The sequence below is a fragment of the Pseudomonas sp. CH235 genome (assembly GCF_004368175.1).
Taxonomy (GTDB): domain Bacteria; phylum Pseudomonadota; class Gammaproteobacteria; order Pseudomonadales; family Pseudomonadaceae; genus Aquipseudomonas; species Aquipseudomonas paraglycinae.
In genome coordinates this window covers 139,408-161,383 of the sequence record NZ_RRZJ01000011.1, presented here as the reverse complement: position 1 = coordinate 161,383, position 21,976 = coordinate 139,408, and the positions used below count along the sequence as shown (strand labels likewise).

The 21,976-nt window shown below is 61.7% G+C and carries 19 protein-coding genes; 10 read left to right on the top strand and 9 right to left on the bottom strand.

The features are described 5' to 3' along the window. Positions 1-4 precede the first annotated feature (4 nt). Positions 5-952: a choline ABC transporter substrate-binding protein gene (locus tag EIY71_RS14475; RefSeq protein ID WP_085746647.1), complete on the bottom strand. Its 948-nt coding sequence runs from the start codon at positions 950-952 to the stop codon at positions 5-7. Positions 953-1,386: 434 nt separating this feature from the next. Between EIY71_RS14475 and EIY71_RS14470 the strand changes: the two genes are divergently transcribed. Continuing rightward, positions 1,387-2,763 carry an L-serine ammonia-lyase gene (locus EIY71_RS14470; protein ID WP_007959754.1) on the top strand — a complete coding sequence of 459 codons (1,377 nt, stop codon included), beginning with the start codon at positions 1,387-1,389 and terminating at the stop codon, positions 2,761-2,763. 445 nt (positions 2,764-3,208) lie between these two features. Continuing rightward, positions 3,209-4,312 (top strand): GlxA family transcriptional regulator, encoded by a 1,104-nt coding sequence (locus tag EIY71_RS14465; protein ID WP_011336300.1) that lies wholly within the window; start codon positions 3,209-3,211, stop codon positions 4,310-4,312. A 78-nt stretch (positions 4,313-4,390) separates the two neighbouring features. Here EIY71_RS14465 and EIY71_RS14460 read toward each other — a convergent pair whose 3' ends face one another. The 6 genes from EIY71_RS14460 to choX form a co-directional block, all read right to left on the bottom strand. Beyond that, a complete protein-coding gene (locus tag EIY71_RS14460) occupies positions 4,391-4,651 on the bottom strand; it encodes a hypothetical protein (RefSeq protein ID WP_007959758.1) in 261 nt (86 codons plus the stop codon). Between the two features lie 273 nt (positions 4,652-4,924). Continuing rightward, positions 4,925-6,088, bottom strand: a complete 1,164-nt coding sequence (locus EIY71_RS14455) for a gamma-butyrobetaine dioxygenase (protein ID WP_134022081.1) — start codon at positions 6,086-6,088, stop codon at positions 4,925-4,927. A gap of 24 nt (positions 6,089-6,112) precedes the next feature. Next, the gene (locus tag EIY71_RS14450) at positions 6,113-6,589 is read right to left on the bottom strand and encodes a thioesterase family protein (protein ID WP_134022079.1); all 477 of its coding nucleotides are present in this window, start codon (positions 6,587-6,589) and stop codon (positions 6,113-6,115) included. A 223-nt stretch (positions 6,590-6,812) separates the two neighbouring features. Then, positions 6,813-7,778 (bottom strand): L-carnitine dehydrogenase, encoded by a 966-nt coding sequence (locus EIY71_RS14445; protein ID WP_134022077.1) that lies wholly within the window; start codon positions 7,776-7,778, stop codon positions 6,813-6,815. A 70-nt stretch (positions 7,779-7,848) separates the two neighbouring features. Further along, positions 7,849-8,736: a 3-keto-5-aminohexanoate cleavage protein gene (locus EIY71_RS14440; protein WP_134022075.1), complete on the bottom strand. Its 888-nt coding sequence runs from the start codon at positions 8,734-8,736 to the stop codon at positions 7,849-7,851. A 75-nt stretch (positions 8,737-8,811) separates the two neighbouring features. Then, the gene (gene choX, locus EIY71_RS14435) at positions 8,812-9,756 is read right to left on the bottom strand and encodes a choline ABC transporter substrate-binding protein (protein WP_007959767.1); all 945 of its coding nucleotides are present in this window, start codon (positions 9,754-9,756) and stop codon (positions 8,812-8,814) included. Between the two features lie 192 nt (positions 9,757-9,948). Between choX and EIY71_RS14430 the strand changes: the two genes are divergently transcribed. Together EIY71_RS14430 and EIY71_RS14425 are read left to right on the top strand one after the other, a co-directional pair. Continuing rightward, on the top strand, positions 9,949-10,893 hold the full coding sequence (locus EIY71_RS14430; RefSeq protein ID WP_134022073.1) for a GlxA family transcriptional regulator: 945 nt from the start codon (positions 9,949-9,951) through the stop codon (positions 10,891-10,893). Positions 10,894-10,961: 68 nt separating this feature from the next. After that, positions 10,962-12,134 (top strand): hypothetical protein, encoded by a 1,173-nt coding sequence (locus EIY71_RS14425; RefSeq protein ID WP_134022071.1) that lies wholly within the window; start codon positions 10,962-10,964, stop codon positions 12,132-12,134. Here EIY71_RS14425 and EIY71_RS14420 read toward each other — a convergent pair whose 3' ends face one another. After that, the gene (locus EIY71_RS14420) at positions 12,135-12,551 is read right to left on the bottom strand and encodes a DUF3010 family protein (RefSeq protein ID WP_007959772.1); all 417 of its coding nucleotides are present in this window, start codon (positions 12,549-12,551) and stop codon (positions 12,135-12,137) included. A 47-nt stretch (positions 12,552-12,598) separates the two neighbouring features. Further along, a complete protein-coding gene (locus EIY71_RS14415; protein ID WP_039768003.1) occupies positions 12,599-13,000 on the bottom strand; it encodes a lysozyme inhibitor LprI family protein in 402 nt (133 codons plus the stop codon). A gap of 234 nt (positions 13,001-13,234) precedes the next feature. On the opposite strand from EIY71_RS14415, the gene EIY71_RS14410 reads away from it, so the two are divergent. From EIY71_RS14410 to EIY71_RS14385, 6 genes are all read left to right on the top strand, one after another. Continuing rightward, a complete protein-coding gene (locus EIY71_RS14410) occupies positions 13,235-14,212 on the top strand; it encodes a dipeptidase (RefSeq protein ID WP_007959776.1) in 978 nt (325 codons plus the stop codon). A 77-nt stretch (positions 14,213-14,289) separates the two neighbouring features. Next, entirely contained in the window at positions 14,290-14,820 is a 531-nt protein-coding gene (locus EIY71_RS14405) for a DUF5943 domain-containing protein (RefSeq protein ID WP_007926354.1), read from the top strand. Between the two features lie 15 nt (positions 14,821-14,835). Next, positions 14,836-16,896, top strand: a complete 2,061-nt coding sequence (dgcA, locus tag EIY71_RS14400; RefSeq protein WP_011336289.1) for a dimethylglycine demethylation protein DgcA — start codon at positions 14,836-14,838, stop codon at positions 16,894-16,896. Positions 16,897-17,007: 111 nt separating this feature from the next. Continuing rightward, a complete protein-coding gene (gene dgcB / locus EIY71_RS14395; protein ID WP_129972206.1) occupies positions 17,008-18,957 on the top strand; it encodes a dimethylglycine demethylation protein DgcB in 1,950 nt (649 codons plus the stop codon). Further along, complete coding sequence (locus EIY71_RS14390; RefSeq protein ID WP_085746642.1) at positions 18,957-20,177, top strand: electron transfer flavoprotein subunit alpha/FixB family protein; 1,221 nt, start codon at positions 18,957-18,959, stop codon at positions 20,175-20,177. The genes dgcB and EIY71_RS14390 overlap by 1 nt, the downstream gene beginning before the upstream one ends. A gap of 9 nt (positions 20,178-20,186) precedes the next feature. Beyond that, on the top strand, positions 20,187-20,957 hold the full coding sequence (locus EIY71_RS14385; protein WP_102716762.1) for an electron transfer flavoprotein subunit beta: 771 nt from the start codon (positions 20,187-20,189) through the stop codon (positions 20,955-20,957). The last annotated feature ends 1,019 nt before the right edge of the window (positions 20,958-21,976 follow it).

Sequence of the window (21,976 nt, the reverse complement as noted above, 5' to 3'; positions counted from 1 at the left end):
GCGATTACTGGGCAATCTTGGCTTTCACGGCCTCCAGGCCAGGTTTACCGTCAATGGTGGTCACGCCAGCGAGCCAGGTATCGAGCACCTGTGGATTCTTTTTCAGCCAGGCCTTGGCGGCCGCGTCAGGCTTCATCTTGTCGTCCAGGATGTTGCCCATCAGTTCGCTTTCCATGTCGACGGTGAACTCCAGGTTTTTCAGCAGCTGGCCAACGTTGCTGCATTCCTCGGCGTAGCCCTTGCGGGTGTTGGTCGCCACGGTGGCAGCGCCGAAATCCGGGCCGAAGAAGTCATCGCCGCCGGTCAGGTACTGAATCTTGAAGCGCTTGTTCATCGGGTGCGGCGCCCAGCCGAGGAACACCACGGCGGTGTCGCGTTTCTGCGCGCGGTCGACCTGCGACAGCATGCCCGCCTCGCTGGATTCGACGACCTTGAAGCCGGCGTCTTTCAGGCCGAAGGCGTTCTTGTCGATCATGCTCTGGATCAGACGGTTGCCGTCGTTGCCCGGCTCGATCCCGTAGATCTTGCCGTCGAGTTCTTTCTTGAATTTGGCGATGTCGGCGAAGTCGTGCAGACCCTTGTCATACAAGGCTTGTGGAACGGCGAGGGTGTACTTGGCGCCCTTGAGGTTGGTGCGCACGGTTTCCACGGTGCCGGCATCGCGGTAGGCCTTGATGTCGTTTTCCATGGTCGGCATCCAGTTGCCGAGGAACACGTCCATGTTCTTGCCGTCGGCCAGCGACTTGTAGGTCACGGGTACAGAGATCATGGTGGTCTTGGTCTTGTAGCCGAGGGCCTGAAGCACGACGGAGGTGGTGGCGGTTGTTGCGGTGATGTCGGTCCAGCCGACATCGGAGAAGTTCACGGTACTGCACTGCGCCGGTTCTGCGGCTTGAGCCAGTAACGGCAGACTCAGCATGGCGGCCAACAACAACGACGGGGAACCTTTCATGAATGGACTCCTTGGTGTTTTTTTTGGCAGTGTTCCGATTGGACCACCGCACTTATGGGTTGCGGTTGGATGGCGTTCTGGAGACAGCTCTACCGCAGCGCCTTGCAATCGAGTCGATACGATCATGTACCAGTGAAAATCTGACGCCTACAGGGTGCGTCGTATCCAGTACAGGGATGGTCGCATCCAGTGTCAGTGACGTCGTTTACAGCTTTTTTCTGCCCTGTCTGGCCATCTGAACCGCATAAAAACGGCGAAAACACGGGCTGAAACCGGCACGGCGTTAGTGGGCATGAGTACGTCGGTGTCAGACGCCGAACGACCCGGGAAAAGCCCGATGATGCGGGCATTCCGGCGGATCGCAGCTTGAGCGTAGCAGCTCCGCCAGCGGGCGCTTCACGCCCCGGACCGGCACTCTCAGGAGCTCTGCAGCAATGGCTATCAGCGTTTTCGACCTGTTCAAAATCGGCATTGGCCCTTCCAGTTCCCACACCGTCGGGCCCATGCGCGCCGCCGCCCTGTTCGTCGAGTCGTTGCGCGACAAACATCTACTGGAGCAGGTGCGCCGTATCGAGGTGCAGCTGTTCGGTTCGCTGTCGGCCACCGGTGTCGGTCACGGCAGCGACAACGCGGTCATCATGGGCCTGATGGGCGAGTGGCCGGACGCGATCGACCCGTCGCAGATCGGCCCGCGGATCCAGGCTCTGCGTGAAACCCACACGCTGTTGCTCGACGGTCGTTTGTCGGTGCCCTTTATATGGGGCCGCGACATGCGCCTGATCGACGAGAACCTGCCGTTCCACCCCAACGCCATGACCCTGGTTGCCGAAGGCGATCACGGCGAGCTGCATCGCGACACCTACTATTCGGTCGGCGGCGGTTTTGTGGTGGACGAGGCGCAGGCCTCCAGCGGTGTGGTGGATCTGGATCGCACCGAGTTGCCTTACGACTTTTCCAGCGCGGTGGAACTGCTGGAACTGTGCAAGACCCACAACCTGCGCGTGGCCGAACTGATGATGGCCAACGAGAAGGTCTGGCGCAGCGAAGAAGAAATCCGCGCCGGCCTGATGAAACTCTGGCGGGCGATGCAGGATTGCGTCGAGCAGGGCCTCAAGCACGAAGGCATCCTGCCCGGCGGCCTCAACGTGCGCCGCCGCGCGGCGAAGTTGCACCGCAGTCTTCAGGAATTGAACAAGCCCAATGTGATCGGCTCGACCCTCAGCGCGATGGAGTGGGTCAACCTGTTCGCCCTCGCGGTGAACGAGGAAAACGCTGCTGGCGGACGCATGGTAACGGCGCCCACCAATGGCGCGGCGGGGATCATTCCGGCGGTGCTGCATTACTTCATGAAATTCAGCGAGGCAGTGACCGACGCCAACGTGGTCGATTACTTCCTCGGGGCGGCGGCGGTGGGGATTCTGTGCAAGAAGAACGCTTCGATTTCCGGCGCTGAAGTCGGCTGTCAGGGTGAAGTCGGTTCGGCCTGCGCAATGGCGGCGGCAGGGCTGGCGGAAATCCTCGGTGCGAGCCCTGAGCAGTTGTGCAACGCGGCGGAAATCGGCCTGGAACACAACCTCGGTCTGACCTGCGATCCGGTGGGTGGCCTGGTGCAAGTGCCGTGCATCGAGCGCAATGCGATTGCGGCGGTGAAGGCGATCAACGCGGCGCAGATGGCCTTGCGTGGGGACGGTCAGCATTTTATTTCGCTGGACCGGGTGATCCGCACCATGCGCGATACCGGCGCCGACATGCATGACAAATATAAAGAGACATCGCGGGGCGGGTTGGCGGTCAGCGCGGTTGAATGCTGATTCCTTCGATAACCTCGGACCAGTCAAAACTGCGCACCAAGTGAGCATTGGCAATAAAACGCGCCACCTTTTGGCGCGTCGCTATCAGATAAGAGTCTTTCCCACCTCCAGCGCCTGATTTGCAGGCGCTACCGTCCGTCACCCGTGCCTGCGGTGACACTGTAGGACAATCGCGCGCAGGCCAGTTCCCACAAGTGCTACCGATTTGCTCACACGCTCCGGGGCAGGGCTTTCGCGGCCGCTGATGGCACTTCGAATTACCCTCCGTCGGAGCGCTTGTATAGACGCGTCGCGACGTCGTTTTCAGGAGTTATTGAACAGCCATTCAATTTTAGGCATGGCAATTGCTCTGTCATAACAAAGCCCGTCTCACGCAAGAGAACGATGGCAATAACAAGAGCCTCCGCCTGAGGCCATCACCCGCTTTGTGTGAGGAGATACCGCGATGACGTCGTTCAACTCCGGGGCTCAACCCCAGAACCGTGCGCCTCAATCCATCGGCTTTCTGCTGCTGGACAATTTCACGCTGATTTCCCTGGCATCCGCAGTCGAACCCCTGCGCATGGCCAACCAGTTGTCCGGTCGCGAGCTGTATCGCTGGACCACCCTCACTGTCGATGGCGGCCAGGTCTGGGCCAGTGACGGTCTGCAGATCACCCCCGACGCCTCCATGCACAAAGCCCCGGCCCTCGACACCGTTATCGTGTGCGGCGGGATCGGCATTCAGCGCACCGTTACCCGTGAACACGTCTCGTGGCTGCAAAGCCAGGCGCGTCAGTCCCGTCGCCTCGGCGCCGTGTGCACCGGCAGCTGGGCCCTGGCCTGCGCCGGCCTGCTCGACGGCTTCGATTGCAGCGTGCACTGGGAATGTCTGGCGGCGATGCAGGAAGCTTTCCCGCGTGTTGCGATGAGCACCCGCCTGTTTACCCTCGACCGTAACCGTTTCACCAGCTCCGGCGGCACCGCGCCGCTGGACATGATGCTGCACCTGATCAGCCGCGATCACGGCCGTGAACTGTCCGCCGCGATCTCGGAAATGTTCGTCTACGAACGTATCCGCAACGAGCAGGATCACCAGCGTGTGCCGCTCAAGCACATGCTCGGCACCAACCAGCCGAAACTGCAGGAAATCGTCGCGCTGATGGAAGCCAACCTGGAAGAGCCGATCGACCTCGACGAACTGGCGGTGTACGTCGCCGTGTCCCGTCGTCAGCTCGAGCGCCTGTTCCAGAAATACCTGCATTGCTCGCCGTCGCGCTACTACCTCAAGCTGCGCCTGATCCGCGCGCGGCAACTGCTGAAGCAGACGCCGATGTCGATCATCGAAGTGGCGTCGGTCTGCGGGTTCGTGTCGACACCGCACTTCTCCAAGTGCTACCGCGAATACTTCGGCATTCCGCCGCGTGACGAGCGCGTCGGCTCCAACACCACCCAGCAGGTGGCGATGATGCCGCTGCCGCAGGCCATCGTGATGTCGCCGTTGTCCGGGCCGATGTCGGCGTTGAGCCAGGCACGCAACGAGTCGACCTTCGCCAGCGTGCGCCTCTAAAACGAAAGATCGCAGCCTGCGACAGCGCCTTCAGGAAGGGCACTGTCGCAGGCTGCGATCTTTTTTTTCGGTCAGATGTCAGGCGCGGGTTTGCTGATACTGCGCCAGGGCCGGCAGCAACTGCTTGTCGATGGCTTCGCGCACGGTCGGCTGAATGCTCGCGCTGCTGGTGTACATCTGCTTGACCATGGTGCGCAGCGTGTTGGCCCGCACATCGTCCAGACCCCGCACCGCGCACTCGCAGGCCTGCTGGGCAGTGGAGCCCGACGGTACTTCGAATCCCAACGACTTGAGCTGGCCCAACAGGTCTTCCTGATCGATCAAATCGGCATACATCATGACGCGAATCCTTCTTCGGCAACGGAGGTCGTGGCTCGATTCTGGTAGGCCTGCCCAGGCACGGCAAGGGCGATTTGTCGCAGTGTCCACATTGGCTATGAGCATGTCGTTTTCGGCTAACTTGCCGGCAAGGGGAGTGGGCACACTGGCCTCAGCTCGCTTCACGAAGGTTTGGTCACCCTCGCCACGGCAGCTCCTCAACAGTACCCTCGCCCCGATCCTGTCACGGCTTGTATCGGGGCTTTTTTTACCTGCGAATTACGATGATGCGGTCTAGCGTTGCAACACCAGAATCCGCGACAGCAACTCGTCTCGGTCGATGTAGCAGCCCTGAAAATGCCGGGCCCCGGTGGTCGGGTCGAACGCATTGCGCGCGTGCAGGGTACGCCGGTTATCGAAGCACCACAGCTCGCCCGGATTGAGTCGTTGCATGACCCGGAAACGTGGCTCGCGCGTCATGGCGATGAAGCGCCGGTAAGCGCGATACAGCAAGGGCATTTGCTCCACAGACGTGTCGAACGCCCCGCGCAGAAAGTTGGCCATGCGGATTTCCGCGACCCGGCCCAACGCGTCCAGGGCGATGATCGGCGCCAGGCAGCGATAATCGCTGTGGCGGTCCTTGTTGCGAAACTCCACCGGGATCTCGCACAGCGCCTGAAACGACGCGGGGTCTTCCTGACGCAACGCTTCGGCAATCGCAAAACCGTCGACGAAAATGCTCTCGCCACCCTCGGCGTCGTTCACCAGGCAATGCAGAAATTGCAGCCCCGGTTGCAGCTCGCGGGTCGGCAGATCCGTGTGCAATGGCAGGTTGAAAGCGGTGTAGGCATTGCTGTCGGCATCGGCCTTGGATTGCACGTTGAACAGCACGCCGAAGTTGCTCTCGCGGATGAACGAAATGCGCTGGGCGATCAGCTTCAGCGAGCCGGGTTCGGTGGGTACGCCACGCACCTGGGTCAAGCCGATATCGCGTACTGCCAGCAACCATTGCAGCAACGCGGCGTTGTCGTTCATCAGGGCTGAGTAGTCGAACACCGGCAACTGCAAATCGCTGCGCCACAGGAAGGGTTTCGGCTTGGAGGCGAGGCGTTCGGTGCGCGATTCATCATCGTAGGCGTGGGCCCGCAGCCAGCCGGCATCGAAGCGGCTGAGGTGGCCGTCCTGCCAGTCGATGCGCAGGCAGCCATCGGTGTCGATGTGCGCGGCGGAGGGCGACAGATCTTGCGCCGCATCGACGATCTCGAACACCTGCTCGCGGGTGACGCTGTAGACGCAGTGCGGACACGGACAGTTGTCCCGCAGCCACACGTAGTGGAACGGGCTGACGCGCCCGTCAGCCCATTCGATCAGGACGCGATCCGCCAGGTTCTGCACGCCGTTCAGCGCGCTGATCAACGGATAAGTACGAAAATCGGCAACTGCGGCGGCGGTTTGCATGGTGGCTCCTTGCGATGGATGAGTTTACCGGGCTGGGGGCAGGGCGATGATCCGGCCGATGTAAGCCGGGGCGGGCAGGTCGGCCTGCTCGGCGACGATGGCTTGCAGACGGCTCAGGGTGTCCGGGGGAAACGGCGCGGAACGCGGCCCGGCGAGGTCGACGTGCAGCAGCATCTGTTCGTTGCCGGCCAGCTCCTTGTCACCGCCGGCAAGGTGCAGGCTGTGATAGAGGTGCAGGCGTTTCTGGTCGTGGCCGATGATCTGCGTGCGCACTTCGACTTCGGCGTCGAGCTTCACTTCGTGCAGGTAATTGAGGTGCAGTTCGAGGGTGAACAGCGAGTGACCGCTGGCTTCGCGGTTGTTGCTGTCCATGCCGAGACGATCCATCAGAGCGTCGGTGGCGTAGCTGAAAATCAGCAGATAGAAGGCGTCGCGCAGGTGGCCGTTGTAGTCGACCCAGTCGGGGATGATGCGGGTTTGGTAGGTGGTGAGGGTGGGCATGATTGGGTTCCGCTGGAAGTTGGTGTTCAAGATCAAAAGCTACCCCCTCACCCCAGCCCTCTCCCTCAGGGAGAGGGGGAAAGGGAGCCGATCTTCAAGCTTTTCGAGAGCTGAGTTCGACTTGGGATTTTCAGGTCGGCGTAGCTCGTACATTCACCGCGGTCAGTCCCTTCTCCCCTCCGGAGAGGGTTAGGGTGAGGGCAGCGGTCTCAAGCCAGACACATCACTCGCTGAAACTCATTCCATGCTTTTCTTTGGTGGTCTTCACCGCCTCAAGCACCGCCAGCAAGCAATCATCACGATAGCGCTCCAGCGCCGAAATACTGTGCCGGCCCAGTTGATCGCTGGTGCCGTCCACCACATCGTCGATCAACTTGTCGGTCAGTTCCGGTGCCGGCAGGTACGTCCACGGCAACTGCAACGCCGGGCCGAACTGCGACATGAAGTGGCGCATGCCGGCATCGCCACCGGCCAGGGTGTAGGTCAGGAACGTGCCCATGAACGACCAGCGCAGACCGGCACCAAAGCGGATCGCATCGTCGATTTCACCGGTAGTCGCCACGCCGTCGTTGACCAGGTGCAGCGCCTCGCGCCACAGCGCTTCGAGCAGGCGGTCGGCAATGAAGCCCGGGACTTCCTTGCGCACATGCAGCGGGCGCATGCCGAGGAATTCGTAGACTTTCATCGCGGCCTGCACGGCTTCCGGCGCGGTGTTTTTGCCACCGACGACTTCCACCAGCGGCAGCAGGTAAACCGGGTTGAACGGGTGACCGACCACGCAGCGTTCCGGGTGGGTCGAACTCTCGTAGAACTCGCTTGGCAACAGACCCGAGGTGCTGGACCCGATCAGCGCATTCGGCTTGGCTGCCGCACTGATTTTGCTGTGCAGATCCAGTTTCAGTTCGAGGCGTTCCGGGGCGCTTTCCTGGATGAAGTCCGCATCGCGCACGCATTCTTCAATGGTCGCGACAAAGCGCAGGCGATCCTGCGACGCGCCCGGCGCCAGACCGTTTTTCTCCAGCGCGCCCCAGGCGTTGGCCACGCGTTTGCGCAGCGCCGCTTCGGCACCCGGCGCCGGGTCCCAGGCCACCACGTCGAGGCCGTGGGCGAGGGCGCGGGCGACCCAGCCGCTGCCGATGACGCCGCTGCCCAGTGCTGCGAAGGTTTTGATTTCGGTGATAAAGCTCATGGTCACTTCCTGGAATGAGGCAAAAAAACGGTGGGCGTCAATGGCCCGCCCACCGGGGGAAAGGGTGATTTCAGCCGCGCTGGGTCAGGCCCATCTTCTTGCGACCTTCAGCCGGGGTCAGCACGCGGGCGCCGAGGCGGCTGAGGATCTCTGTGGCGCGTTCGACCAGTTGGCCGTTGGTCGCCAGCACACCTTTGTCCAGCCACAGGTTGTCTTCCAGGCCGACCCGCACGTTGCCGCCAAGCAGCACCGCTTGCGCGGCCATCGGCATCTGCATCCGGCCGATGCCGAAGCCGGCCCACACCGCGTCGGCAGGGAGGTTGTCGACCATGGCTTTCATGGTGGTGGTGTCGGCCGGTGCGCCCCACGGGATGCCCAGGCACAGCTGGAACAGCGGGTTATCGAGCAGGCCTTCCTTGATCATCTGTTTGGCGAACCACAGGTGACCGGTGTCGAAAATCTCCAGCTCCGCCTTCACGCCCAGCTCGGTGATGCGTTTGGCGCCAGCCCGCAGCTGGGCCGGGGTGGAGACATAAATGGTGTCGCCGTCGCCGAAGTTCAGGGTGCCGCAATCCAGCGTGCAGATTTCCGGCAGCAGTGCTTCAACATGAGCCAGACGGGTCAGCGGGCCCACCAGATCGGTGTTCGGGCCGAACTCCATCGGGTTCTCGCCCGGGCCGATTTCCAGGTCGCCGCCCATGCCGGCGGTGAGGTTGACGATGATGTCGACGTCGGCTTCGCGGATGCGCTCCATGACTTCGCGGTACAGCGCCACGTCGCGGCTGAACTTTCCGGTCTGCGGGTCACGGACGTGGCAGTGCACGACCGTTGCGCCAGCCTTGGCCGCTTCCACTGCGGCTGCGGCGATCTGTTTCGGGGTGACCGGCACGTGAGGGCTCTTGGCGGTCGTGTCGCCAGCACCGGTGAGTGCGCAGGTGATGATGACGTCGTGGTTCATGGTGCGTTTTCCTTCAGGCGTGATGGGTCTGTTCGCAGCCCGTGGCGGGCTGCGAAGTGGTTCGTTCGTTGCGGTTTATTTGCTGGTGAGCTGGAGGTTTTCAGCCGCCGGTTTGCCATCGAAAGTGGTGACGCCTTCGAGCCAGCGCTGTTTGTCCTGCGGGTGATCCTTGAGCCATTGCTTGGCCGATTCGAAAGCGTCCTTGTGATCGAGCAGCGGCTGCATCATCCGGCTCTCGTCTTCGGCGGTGAACGTCAGGTTGCTCAGCAGGCGGCTGACGTTCGGGCATTGTTCGGCGTATTTCGGCGCGGTGACGGTCCACACGGTGGCCATGCCTTCGTTCGGGCCGAGGGCGTCATCGCTGCCGGTCAGATAGGTCATCTGCACGTTGACATTCATCGGGTGCGGCGCCCAGCCGAAGAACACCACGGCTTCCTTGCGGCGCACGGCGCGATCGACGGCGGCGAGCATGCCGGCCTCGCTGGATTCCACGAGCTGGAACTTGCCGAGGCCAAACTGGTTCTTGGCGATCATCGCCTTGATCTGGGTGTTGGCGCCCGAGCCTGGCTCGATGCCGTAGATCTTGCCGCCCAGTTCTTTCTCGAACTTGGCGATGTCGGCGAAGGTTTTCAGGCCCTTGTCCGCCAGGTAGGTCGGCACGGCGAGAGTGGCGCGGGCGTCCTTGAGGCTTGGCGCTTCAAGCACCTTGACCTGATTGGCGTCGACGAACGGGGTGATGGTCTGGGTCATCAGCGGGTTCCAGTAGCCGAGGAACAGATCCAGACGCTGGTCGCGGATGCCGGCGAAAACGATTTGCTGAGAGGCGCTGGTCTGTTTGGTGCTGTAGCCGAGGCCGTCGAGCAGAACCTGGGCCATGGCACTGGTGGCGATCACGTCGGTCCAGTTCACCACGCCCATGCGCACGTTCTGACACGATGCGGAATCGGCCGCCATGACACTGGCGCTTAAAAACGCGGTACCGCTGAGTGCGAGAACACAGCTGCTGATCAGTCGTTTCATGTCGGGTTCCTCGGCAGGTCGTTATTGTGGGTTCCGGTGTCTGTGCGCCGGTGATGCTCAAATTACGCAGCAATGCCCCCGCAAAAACGCACTGCGGCGACCAGCTCTTGCACTGCAGCGACCTGTGCTCTTGAATGCCGCCGACAACTGGCGTATCAACGTTGCACGCTACCCGCTAACCGAGTGCGCGCCATGTCCCAGGATTTCTACTTTCTGTTGATGCCGGGTTTTTCCGCCATCGGTTTCATCTCGGCAATCGAACCGTTGCGGGTGGCCAACCGCTTTCGCGGCGAGCTGTACCGCTGGCACGTCTTGAGCGCCGATGGCGGGGCGGTGCTGGCGAGCAACGGGATGTCGGTCAACGCCGATGCGGCGCTGGAGCCGCTGAAGAAAGGGGCGACGCTGCTGGTGGTCGCCGGTTTCGAACCGTTGAAATTCGCCACACCGGCGCTGGAGCACTGGCTGCGACGGCTGGACAACGAAGGCGTGACCCTCGGCGCCATCGACACCGGCAGCTTCGTCCTCGCCGAAGCGGGCCTGCTCGATGGTCATCGCTTGACCCTGCACTGGGAAGCCATCGACGCCTTCAAGGAATCTTATCCACAGCTCAGCGTCACCCAGGAGCTGTTCGAGATCGATCGTCGGCGCATCACGTCTGCCGGCGGCACTGCGTCCATCGACCTGATGCTCGACCTGATCGCCCAGGCCCACGGCCCGCAACTGGCGATCCAGGTCAGCGAGCAGTTTGTATTGGGGCGGATTCGTCCGCGCAAGGACCACCAGCGCATGGAGGTCGCCACGCGCTACGGCATCAGCAACAAGAAGCTGGTGCATGTCATCGGCGAGATGGAGCAGCACAGCGAACCTCCGCTGACCACTCTGGAACTGGCGGAATCGATCAAGGTGACGCGCCGGCAACTGGAGCGCCTGTTTCGCCTGCACCTGAACGACACGCCGCGCAATTTCTATCTGCGCTTGAGACTGGAAAAGGCCCGGCAGCTGTTGCGCCAGACCGACATGAGCGTGCTGGAAGTCAGCATCGCCTGCGGGTTCGAATCACCGTCGTATTTCACTCGCAGTTACCGGGCGAAGTTTGCCCGGTGTCCACGGGAGGACCGGCGACGGGAGGCCGTTTGACGGACGATTATAGTTAATTATACTTACAGGTATAAATTACAGTCGTTTGAATAATTGAGTGTAAAACCATGTCCCGAAACAACGGCTTCGTCTTCCGCCGCCCCGCTCTGGCCCGCAGCGTTGCCGATGGTCTGGTGGGTGCAGGTCTGCAGGATTTCACCTCCGGCCTTTTTCTGGCAGCGCCGCGTCGCACAGGCAAAAGTACCTTTCTGCGCGAGGACCTGATCCCGGAATGCCGGGCCCGAGGCTGGCTGACGGTCTACGTCGACCTGTGGGCCGACAAGGAAAAAGATCCTGCTGACTTGATTGCCAGTGCCATTGCAGGCGCGTTGGTCCCCTTCGAAAAGGGCATCCGCAAACTGGCGAAGAATATCGGCATCGAGAAACTCAGCTTCCTGCGCACCTTGTCCTGGGATTTCACCAAGCCGCAACTGCCGGCGGGCGCGACCCTGACGCAAGCGCTGGAACTGCTCCACAGTGCCGCCGAAAAATCCGTAGTGCTGGTGATCGATGAGGCCCAGCACGCGCTAACCACCGCCGCGGGCATCAACGCGATGTTTGCCCTTAAGGCTGCACGGGATCAACTCAACCAGGGGCGTGAAGGCGAGGGCAGCGGTTTGCATCTGGTATTCACAGGTTCCAATCGCGACAAACTCGCCCATCTGGTGCTGGGCAAGAGCCAACCGTTCTTCGGCTCGAGCATCACGCCCTTTCCATTGCTGGGGAAAGAGTTCACCCAGGCGTATACCTTGCACCTCAACGCCCATCTGGCCGAGACCAACCAGTTCAGTGCGGCCGATATCGATGACGCCTTTGAATTGGTGGGGCGACGCCCGGAAATGTTGCGCACCATCATCGGCGAAGTCGCGCTGGAGTTGGGCGAGGCCAGCAATCTGGGGCAGCTGCTGCAAAGCCGTGCCGAATTGTTGCGCGCAGGCGTGTGGACCGAGTTCGAGAGCGCCTGGAACGCTCTGACCATCCCTCAGCGCGCCGTGCTGGAGGTGATGGTGGAGCGCTCACAGAACAACGAGCCTTTTGCACCGTTCACTGACAGCACACTCATGGCGGTCAGCAAGGCACTGGAGAGTCTGGGCAGCGACGTGGTGCCGGGCACCCAGACCATTCAGGCCTGCATCGATGCCCTGCGTGACAAGGAGCTGGTGTGGAAGTCGAGCCGTGGGGGCTATGCGCTGGAGGATAAGTCCTTCGGTGATTGGCTGAGCGCACGTAAAGCGCGCTAGCTACTTCTTCACCAATGCCGAGCACGCTGCCTTGTAGGCTTCATGCTGATACTTGTTCAGCGTCCCCGGCAGCTCGAAATTGTGCTTCTTGGCCTGGGCATTGATCGTCTGCGGCGACAGCAGCGTCACCTCGCAACCGTCCAGCAACTGAAACACGCCCTCGATCTTGAACGTGGTCGGCCCACCGGCAAACTCGCCCTTCTTGCTGCGCTTCTTGATCGCGATGCGATCTATCGAGTTCTCGCGCACGAACGACGCCACCTGAGCGGCGAACAGCTTCACGTTGGCCGCCTCGTCGTCATCGTCCAGCGCGATTTTCTTGGTGTTCAGCGCGACATGGCTCAACACCGAACCGTCGAGGGACGCCACGGCGATGATCGCTTCACTGCCTTTGATTTCGATACCGCAGATGTTCATGTGAATCCCTTGATTGGCTGAAGAGGTGCAGCTTACAGCTCAAGTCCTCACTCCTGCCCGATCGACTCCAAAAACTCCGACCGCTCGTCACTCATACGCGCCACGCAGTCGTTCTGCGCAATCTTGAACGCCTTGCTGCCGTCCGTCGCCGGGAAGGCTTCCACGGCGCAGTCCGCGTCGCGGGTTTTCAGCCATTGTTGCTGGGCGGCCTTGAGTTTGGCGGTGATGTCGGCCAGTTGTGCCGGGTTCTTGCCGTAGGCCGTTTGCATGCGCTCGTTCAGGCTGGCGTAGTTGTCCTTGAGCAGGTCCTCGGCGGTGGTGCGGCTGTAGGTCGAGCATTCCAGGGTCTGGATGTCGTTTTCCACCGCGTCGCACGGGTTGTTGTCGGACTCTTCGGCGGCGTGTACGCCGGTCGCAATCAGGGCCAGGGCCAGGAAGATCGATTTCATTGATGTCGCCGCTCTAATCCAGTGGTGTTTCCGGGATGCGGCAGATTCTGGCTCAAGCTCGCGGGCTTGAACAGGTGGCCGGTCGGACCGGTTGGCGACCCTTTGTCGCGGATTGACGCTTTCGGCAATTCCCCTGTCGTTTTTGCACCCGGCTGGTCGCGCACCGAGGCATATGCTGGCCCCAAAGCGCCGGCAGACGATTCGGCGCATGAATCGCCAATAAGGGGACGCCTGATGAGCCCAGCCGAATTACACGCCGACAGCATCGTTATCGACGGTCTGATCATTGCCAAATGGAACCGCGAGCTGTTCGAAGACATGCGCAAGGGCGGTCTGACGGCGGCCAACTGCACCGTGTCGGTGTGGGAGGGCTTTCAGGCCACGGTCAACAACATCGCTGCCAGCCAGAAACTGATTCGCGAAAACAGCGACCTGGTGATCCCCGTCCGCACCACCGCCGACATCCGCAAGGCCAAGGAGCAGGGCAAGACCGGCATCCTCTTCGGCTTCCAGAACGCCCATGCGTTCGAAGACCAGATCGGCTATGTCGAGGTGTTCAAGCAGCTCGGCGTCGGCATCGTGCAGATGTGCTACAACACCCAGAACCTGGTGGGTACCGGTTGCTACGAACGTGACGGTGGCCTGTCGGGCTTCGGTCGCGAAATCGTCGCCGAGATGAACCGTGTCGGCGTCATGTGCGACCTGTCCCACGTCGGCTCCAAGACTTCCGAGGAAGTCATCCTCGAATCGAAAAAACCGGTCTGCTATTCCCACTGTCTGCCGTCGGGGCTGAAAGAGCACCCGCGCAACAAGTCCGATGAAGAGCTCAAGTTTATTGCTGACCACGGCGGTTTCGTCGGCGTGACCATGTTCGCGCCGTTCCTGGCCAAGGGCATCGATTCGACCATCGACGACTACGCCGAAGCCATCGAATACACCATGAACATCGTCGGCGAAGACGCCATCGGCATCGGCACCGACTTCACCCAGGGTCACGGTCAGGACTTCTTCGAATATCTGACCCACGACAAGGGCTACGCCCGCCGTCTGACCAACTTCGGCAAGATCATCAACCCGCTGGGCATCCGCACCGTCGGCGAGTTCCCGAACCTGACCGAAACCCTGCTCAAGCGCGGCCACTCCGAGCGCGTGGTACGCAAGATCATGGGTGAAAACTGGGTCAACGTCCTCAAGGACGTCTGGGGCGAGTAAGCCGCCGCTTCCCGAATACTTCCCCCCGGCCGTCTGCGCCGGGGGCAACACCAAAATTTTTCTGGAGTTAAGTTTCCATGGCCAAGATCGCCCCGCAATTGCCAATCGAAGTCGACAGCGAGACCGGTGTCTGGACCTCCGACGCCCTGCCGATGCTGTACGTGCCACGGCATTTCTTCGTCAACAACCACATGGGCATCGAGGAAGTACTGGGCGCTGACGCCTATGCCGAAATCCTCTACAAGGCCGGCTACAAATCCGCCTGGCACTGGTGTGAAAAAGAAGCCGAGTGCCACGGCCTGGAAGGCGTCGCGGTGTTCGAGCACTACATGAAGCGCCTGTCGCAGCGCGGCTGGGGCCTGTTCAAGATCCAGGACATCGACCTCGACAAAGGCACCGCCAGCGTCAAGCTCGAACACTCGGCGTTCGTCTACGTCTACGGCAAGGTCGGGCGCAAGGTCGACTACATGTTCACCGGCTGGTTTGCCGGTGCCATGGACCAGATCCTCGCCGCTCGCGGCAGCAAGATCCGCACCGTGGCCGAGCAGGTCTACGGTGGCTCCGAAGAAGGCCACGACGACGGCCTGTTCACCGTCAAGCCGTTGTAAGTCGAGGAACCCGCCATGGCTTTCGAAGCAATGTTCCAGCCGATCCAGATCGGCAAACTGACCATCCGCAACCGCGTGCTCAGCACCGCGCACGCCGAGGTCTACGCGACCGACGGCGGCATGACCACCGAGCGGTACGTCAAATATTACGAAGAGAAAGCCAAGGGCGGCATCGGCCTGGCGATCTGTGGCGGTTCGTCCGTGGTGGCGATCGACAGCCCGCAGCAATGGTGGAGTTCGGTGAACCTGTCCACCGACCGGATCATCCCGCACTTCCAGAATCTCGCCGACGCCATGCACAAGCATGGCGCCAAGATCATGATCCAGATTACCCACATGGGCCGTCGCTCCCGTTGGGACGGTTTCCACTGGCCGACCCTGATGTCGCCGTCGGGTATCCGCGAACCGGTGCACCGCGCCACCTGCAAGACCATCGAGCCGGAAGAGATCTGGCGGGTGATCGGCAACTACGCGCAAGCCGCGCGCCGCGCCAAGGCCGGTGGCCTGGACGGCGTCGAACTGTCGGCCGTGCACCAGCACATGATCGACCAGTTCTGGAGCCCGCGCGTCAACAAGCGTACCGACGAATGGGGCGGCACTTTCGAGGGCCGGATGAAGTTCGGTCTGGAAGTCCTGAAAGCCGTGCGTGCCGAAGTCGGTGACGATTTCTGTGTCGGCATGCGCATCTGCGGTGACGAGTTCCACCCGGACGGTCTGTCCCACGAAGACATGAAGCAGATCGCCAAATATTACGACGACACCGGCATGCTCGATTTCATCGGCGTCGTCGGCTCGGGTTGTGACACCCACAACACCCTGGCCAACGTGATTCCGAACATGAGTTATCCACCGGAGCCGTTCCTGCACCTGGCGGCCGGGATCAAGGAAGTGGTCAAGGTTCCGGTGCTGCACGCGCAGAACATCAAGGACCCGAACCAGGCCACGCGGATTCTTGAGGGCGGTTACGTCGACATGGTCGGTATGACCCGCGCCCACATCGCCGACCCGCACCTGATCGCCAAGATCAAGATGGGCCAGATCGACCAGATCAAGCAGTGCGTCGGCGCCAACTACTGCATCGACCGTCAGTATCAAGGTCTGGACGTGCTGTGCATCCAGAATGCTGCGACTTCCCGTGAATACATGGGCGTGCCGCACATCATCGAGAAATCCACCGGGCCGAAACGCAAGGTGGTGATCGTCGGTGCCGGCCCGGCGGGGATGGAAGCTGCCCGTGTGGCGGCCGAGCGTGGCCACGATGTGACCCTGTTCGAGAAGAAGGAATTCATCGGCGGCCAGATCACTACGGCTTCGAAAGCACCGCAGCGTGACCAGATTGCCGGTATCACTCGCTGGTTCCAGCTGGAACTGGCACGGCTGAAAGTCGACCTGCGCCTGGGCACTGCCGCAGATGCCGACACCATCATGGACCTGCGTCCGGACATCGTGGTGCTGGCGGTCGGCGGTCACCCGTACCTGGAACAGAACGAACACTGGGGCGCCGCTGAAGGGCTGGTCGTCAGCAGCTGGGACGTGCTCGACGGCAAGGTCGCGCCGGGCAAGAACGTGCTGGTCTACGACACCATCTGCGAGTTCACCGGGATGTCGGTGGCCGACTTCCTCGCCGACAAGGGCAGCCAGGTCGAGATCGTCACCGACGACATCAAGCCGGGTGTGGCCATCGGCGGTACGTCGTTCCCGACCTACTACCGCAGCATGTACCCGAAAGAAGTGATCATGACCGGCGACATGATGCTGGAGAAGGTCTACCGCGAAGGCGACAAGCTCGTCGCGGTGCTGGAGAACGAATACACCGGCGCCAAAGAGGAGCGGGTGGTGGATCAGGTGGTCGTCGAGAACGGCGTGCGCCCGGACGAAGAAATCTACTACGCCCTCAAGGACGGTTCGCGCAACAAGGGCCAGATCGATGTCGAGGCACTGTTTGCGATCCAGCCACAACCTTCGTTGAGCAGCACCGGCGACGGTTACTTGCTGTTCCGCATCGGTGACTGCGTGGCGCAGCGTAATACCCACGCCGCCATCTACGACGCACTCCGGCTCTGTAAGGATTTTTGACGGCTCAGCTGCGAGCCCAAGCTGCAAGCCGCAAGTAAAAGCACTGCAGTTTCCACTGCTCTTTCTTGCAGCTTGTAGCTTGTAGCTTGCACCTCGCCAGAGGTGACTCTGATGTTGAACACCCTTCTTCCAATCCTGTTGTTCGCAGCCCTGGCCCTCGCGGTGCTGGGTGCGTTGCGGCGGGTGGCCATGTGGCGCCGGGGCCGGGCCTCGAAGGTCGATCTGATTGGCGGCCTGTTCGCCATGCCCAAGCGTTACATGGTCGATCTGCACCACGTGGTGGCGCGGGACAAATACATCGCCAACACCCACGTCGCCACGGCGGGCGGTGCGGTGGCGTCGATCGTGCTGGCGATTCTGGTGCACGGTTTCGGTTTGCATAACCGCATTCTCGGCTACGCGTTGCTGCTGATGACGGCGGTGATGTTCGTCGGGGCGATCTTCGTTTACCGGCGTCGGCTCAACCCGCCGTCGCGGCTGTCGAAAGGCCCGTGGATGCGCCTGCCGAAAAGCCTGCTGGCGTTCTCGGCGTCGTTCTTCCTGGTGACCTTGCCGGTGGCCGGGATCCTGCCGGAGAACTTCGGCGGCTGGGTGCTGGCGGCGATTCTCGGGGTTGGTGTGCTGTGGGGCGTGTCGGAACTGTTCTTCGGCATGACCTGGGGCGGCCCGATGAAGCACGCCTTCGCCGGTGCGTTGCACCTGGCCTGGCACCGTCGCGCCGAACGTTTTGGTGGCGGCCGTTCCACGGGTTTGAAACCGCTGGACCTGAACGATCCAACCGCGCCACTGGGCGTGGAGAAACCCAAGGATTTCACCTGGAACCAGTTGCTCGGTTTCGACGCCTGCGTGCAGTGCGGCAAGTGCGAAGCGGCGTGCCCGGCGTTCGCCGCCGGCCAGCCGTTGAACCCGAAAAAGCTGATTCAGGACATGGTCGTCGGCCTCGCCGGCGGCACCGATGCCAAGTTCGCCGGCAGCCCGTATCCGGGCAAACCGGTGGGCGAACACGGCGGCAATCCACATCAACCGATCGTCAACGGTCTGGTCGACGCCGAAACCTTGTGGTCGTGCACCACCTGCCGCGCCTGCGTCGAGGAATGCCCGATGATGATCGAGCACGTCGATGCCATCGTCGACATGCGCCGCCACCTGACTCTGGAAAAAGGCGCGACCCCGAACAAGGGCGCCGAAGTCCTGGAAAACCTGATTGCCACCGACAACCCCGGCGGTTTCGCCCCGGGCGGACGGATGAACTGGGCAGCGGACCTGAACCTCAACCTGCTCAGCGAGAAGAAGTCCACCGACGTGCTGTTCTGGGTCGGCGATGGAGCCTTCGACATGCGCAACCAGCGCACCTTGCGTGCGTTCGTCAAAGTGCTGAAAGCGGCCAAGGTCGACTTCGCGGTGCTCGGTCTGGAAGAGCGCGACAGCGGCGACGTGGCCCGACGTCTGGGTGACGAAGCGACCTTCCAGTTGCTCGCCAAACGCAATATCCAGACCCTGGCCAAATACAGCTTCAACCGCATCGTCACCTGCGATCCGCACAGCTTCCATGTGCTGAAAAACGAGTACGGCGCGTTCGATGGCAACTACCTCGTGCAGCACCACAGCACTTATCTGGCGGAAATCATCCAGGCCGGCGCGCTGAACCTCGGTCAGCACAAAGGCAACAGCGTGACCTATCACGACCCGTGCTACCTCGGCCGCTACAACGGCGAGTACGAGGCGCCGCGCGAAGTGCTGCGCGCTCTCGGCATCGAGATCAAGGAAATGCAACGTTCCGGCTTCCGTTCGCGCTGCTGCGGCGGCGGTGGCGGGGCGCCGATCACCGACATTCCGGGCAAGCAGCGGATCCCCGACATGCGCATGGAAGACATCCGCGAGACCGGCGCCGAGCTGGTGGCCGTGGGTTGTCCACAATGCACGGCGATGCTCGAAGGCGTGGTCGAACCGCGTCCGCTGATCAAGGACATCGCCGAACTGGTGGCCGACGCGCTGCTCGAAGACGCCGCGCCGAACAAGCCTGCCACCCCGGCCAAACGTGAACCTGCGGAGGCCCACTGATGAGCGACATTATCCGCCGCGACCCCCGCGCCGAATGGATCGCACGCAACCGCCTGCACCCGCTGCACGCGGCCATGCAACCGGCGCAACACAGCTGGATGGGGCCCAATGGGATCATCCGCAAGAATCCGCACGGCATCGGTTTCATCGGCCCTAACGGCATCAAGCGCATCGACCGCAGCGGCGCTCAACAGGGCGGGGCGGTCAAACGTTCGGCCGCGGTCGAAGTGCAATTGCCGCTGCATCAGGTGCCGGCCCCGGCGTTCTACATCAGCGTGGTGCCGGACATGGTCGGCGGCCGCTTGAGCAGCCACGACCGTGATTTGCTCGGCCTGGCCCATCAACTGGCCGGCAGCGACGGCGCGGTACTGGCCGTGGTGTTCGGCGAGCACAAGGAAAACGCTTTCGCCACCGCAGGCGTTGACCGCTTGCTGGTGCTGGAAGGCGAAGAATTCAGCGGTTATGCACCGGAACAACGGATCCAGGGCCTGCGGGCTGTGGATAACCAGTTCAACCCGCGTCACTGGCTGCTGCCGGACAGTCGCAGCGGTGGCGGCGAACTCGGTCGGCGCTTTGCCGCTGCACTGGGTGAGCGCCCGGCCACACGGGTCTGGCAGGTCAAGGATCAGGAGTGCATCGGCCGCGCCGGTGCGGGGTTACAGGATCTGGCCCGCCCGGTGGCGCGTTTGATTCTGGCGTCCGCCGAATGTGCAGAACCGGTCAGCGAAACCCGTCACGAAGCGCTGCCGGTTGAGTTATCCACACCCGTCGCGCGCAGCCTGTCGCGGATTGAGGATCTGGGTGCGGTAGCGGTGGATCCGGCAGCGATTCCGATGGCCGAAGCCGAGTTCATCTTCTCCGGCGGCAACGGAGTCAAGGACTGGGAGCTTTTCCACAGGACTGCCGCCGCCCTCGGCGCCACCGAAGGTGCTTCGCGGGTGGCGGTGGACGATGGCTTCATGGCTCGTGATCGTCAGGTCGGCGCGTCCGGCACCTGGGTCACCGCGCGGGTTTACGTGGCCGTGGGGATTTCCGGGGCGATCCAGCACCTGCAAGGCATCGGTGCCTGCGACAAGGTCGTGGCGATCAACCTCGATCCGGGCTGCGACATGATCAAGCGTGCCGACCTGTCGGTGATCGGCGAAAGCGCGGAAATTCTTCAGGCCTTGATCGCGGCGGTAGAGGCTTACCGCAACGAAGCCAAGCGCGATGCGGCTTAAGGAACGGTTATGAGCACAAAGATCATCAGTCTGGTTTCAATCGGCGCCCACCCGACCTCCGGCCGCCCGCGCCGCGCCGATCAGGACGCACGCGCGGTGGAACTCGGCCTGCAACTGGCAGGGGATAACCTGCAAGTGCTGCACGCCGGCGACATCGCGGAACCGGCGCTGCGCGCCTATCTGGGCATGGGACTTGCGCAGATGCATGTGCTGGAACAACCGGCGGGCGCCGATGCGCTGCCGGCGTTGACCGAGTATCTGCGTGATGCTGGCGCACAGGTCGTGTTGACCGGCAGCCAGGCGGAAACCGGCGAGGGCTCGGGGATGTTGCCGTTCCTGCTGGCCGAAGGGCTGGGCTGGCCGCTGGTGGTGGGGTTGGCTCAGGTTGAGTCGATCAACGACGGTTCGGCACTGGTGCTGCAAGCGTTGCCCCGTGGGCAGCGGCGCCGGCTGAAGGTGCGCCTGCCGTTTCTGGCGACTGTGGATAACGCTGCGCCCAAGCCTCGGCAAAGTGCTTATGGCCCGGCGCGACGTGGCGTTCTCCAGGCTGAGGACGTGGAAGTGGTGGATGATGAATTGCTTGCGGTGGCGACCCTGCAACCAGCCAAGCCTCGGCCGAAACGGTTGAAGGTGATCAAGGCCAAGAGCGGGGCGGACCGGATGAAGGCGGCGACGGCCAAGGCCAGTGGGGGTGGTGGGCAAGTACTAAAAGGTGTGACGGCGCAGGCCGGTGCTGAAGCGATTTTGAAGTTGTTGATCGAAGAAGGTGTTGTCCGCTAGAAGCCCCCTCACCCTAGCCCTCTCCCGGGGGGAGAGGGGACTGACCGAGTTGGGCCGGCCACTTACATCGACCTGCGACTCCGGTGGTGACCTTGGTTCGCCAAGACTCGATCACTCTCTCGCCAGATTTGAGAAAACTTGAGGTCACGATAAACGCTCAGGTCGATGTACCTCGCGAGATCACCACCGTAGGCTCCCTCTCCCCCCGGGAGAGGGCTGGGGTGAGGGCAGCGGTCACAAGCCATCCACTCCTCAGAATTTACACACAATCCCTGTTAACCACTCTGTGGATAACATGTTCGCCCCTCTCCCAACCCCATACAAACCAAGTCCTTCAGCCCCCAGATCAAAAAACAACCAGCCTAACTCGCGGTTTTTTCTGAGTTTTTCCCCAGCTTAACTCCCAGACTTGCCCCCAATCTCTGTTGGCGCTTCTGTGGATAAGATGTTCGCTGTACGCTGCAAGCCATATAAACCGTGGCTTACAAAGATCTGATCAAAAAACGCTCAATTCAGTCTTTTAACCCGCCAATCCCCACGCAAACCCCTATTTATCAACGCCTCCAGCGCTTTTCCACAGCACCCGACAAGTTACCCCCGAACTCTGTTGGCGCTTCTGTGGATAAGGTGTTCGCCATCCTCTACAAGCCACGTAATCCTTGATATGTAGACGATTGATCAAAAAACAATCAATCGCCAATGGAAACCCTGCTTCTGGATAAGTCACGAATTTTCTTCACAAAATCCCGATTATTTTTCCAGGTCATCCACAGTTGTCCCCATTAGCTGTGGGTGTCTATGTGGATAACTTGTTCGCCAAACCCTGCAACCCCCGGCGGGCTTAGTCCAAAAGGCAATTGATCAGATTTCATACAGTTCTAAGAGGCTGCCTTGACTTCGATCCGGTGCCTGTCTTCACTGCAATGGCACAAGGACAGCCTTCACTTATCCACATCTGGTTCAGGGAGAACGCGTGATGGATACCCGGCCCCACCGCTTACCCCTCAATCCCTGCACGC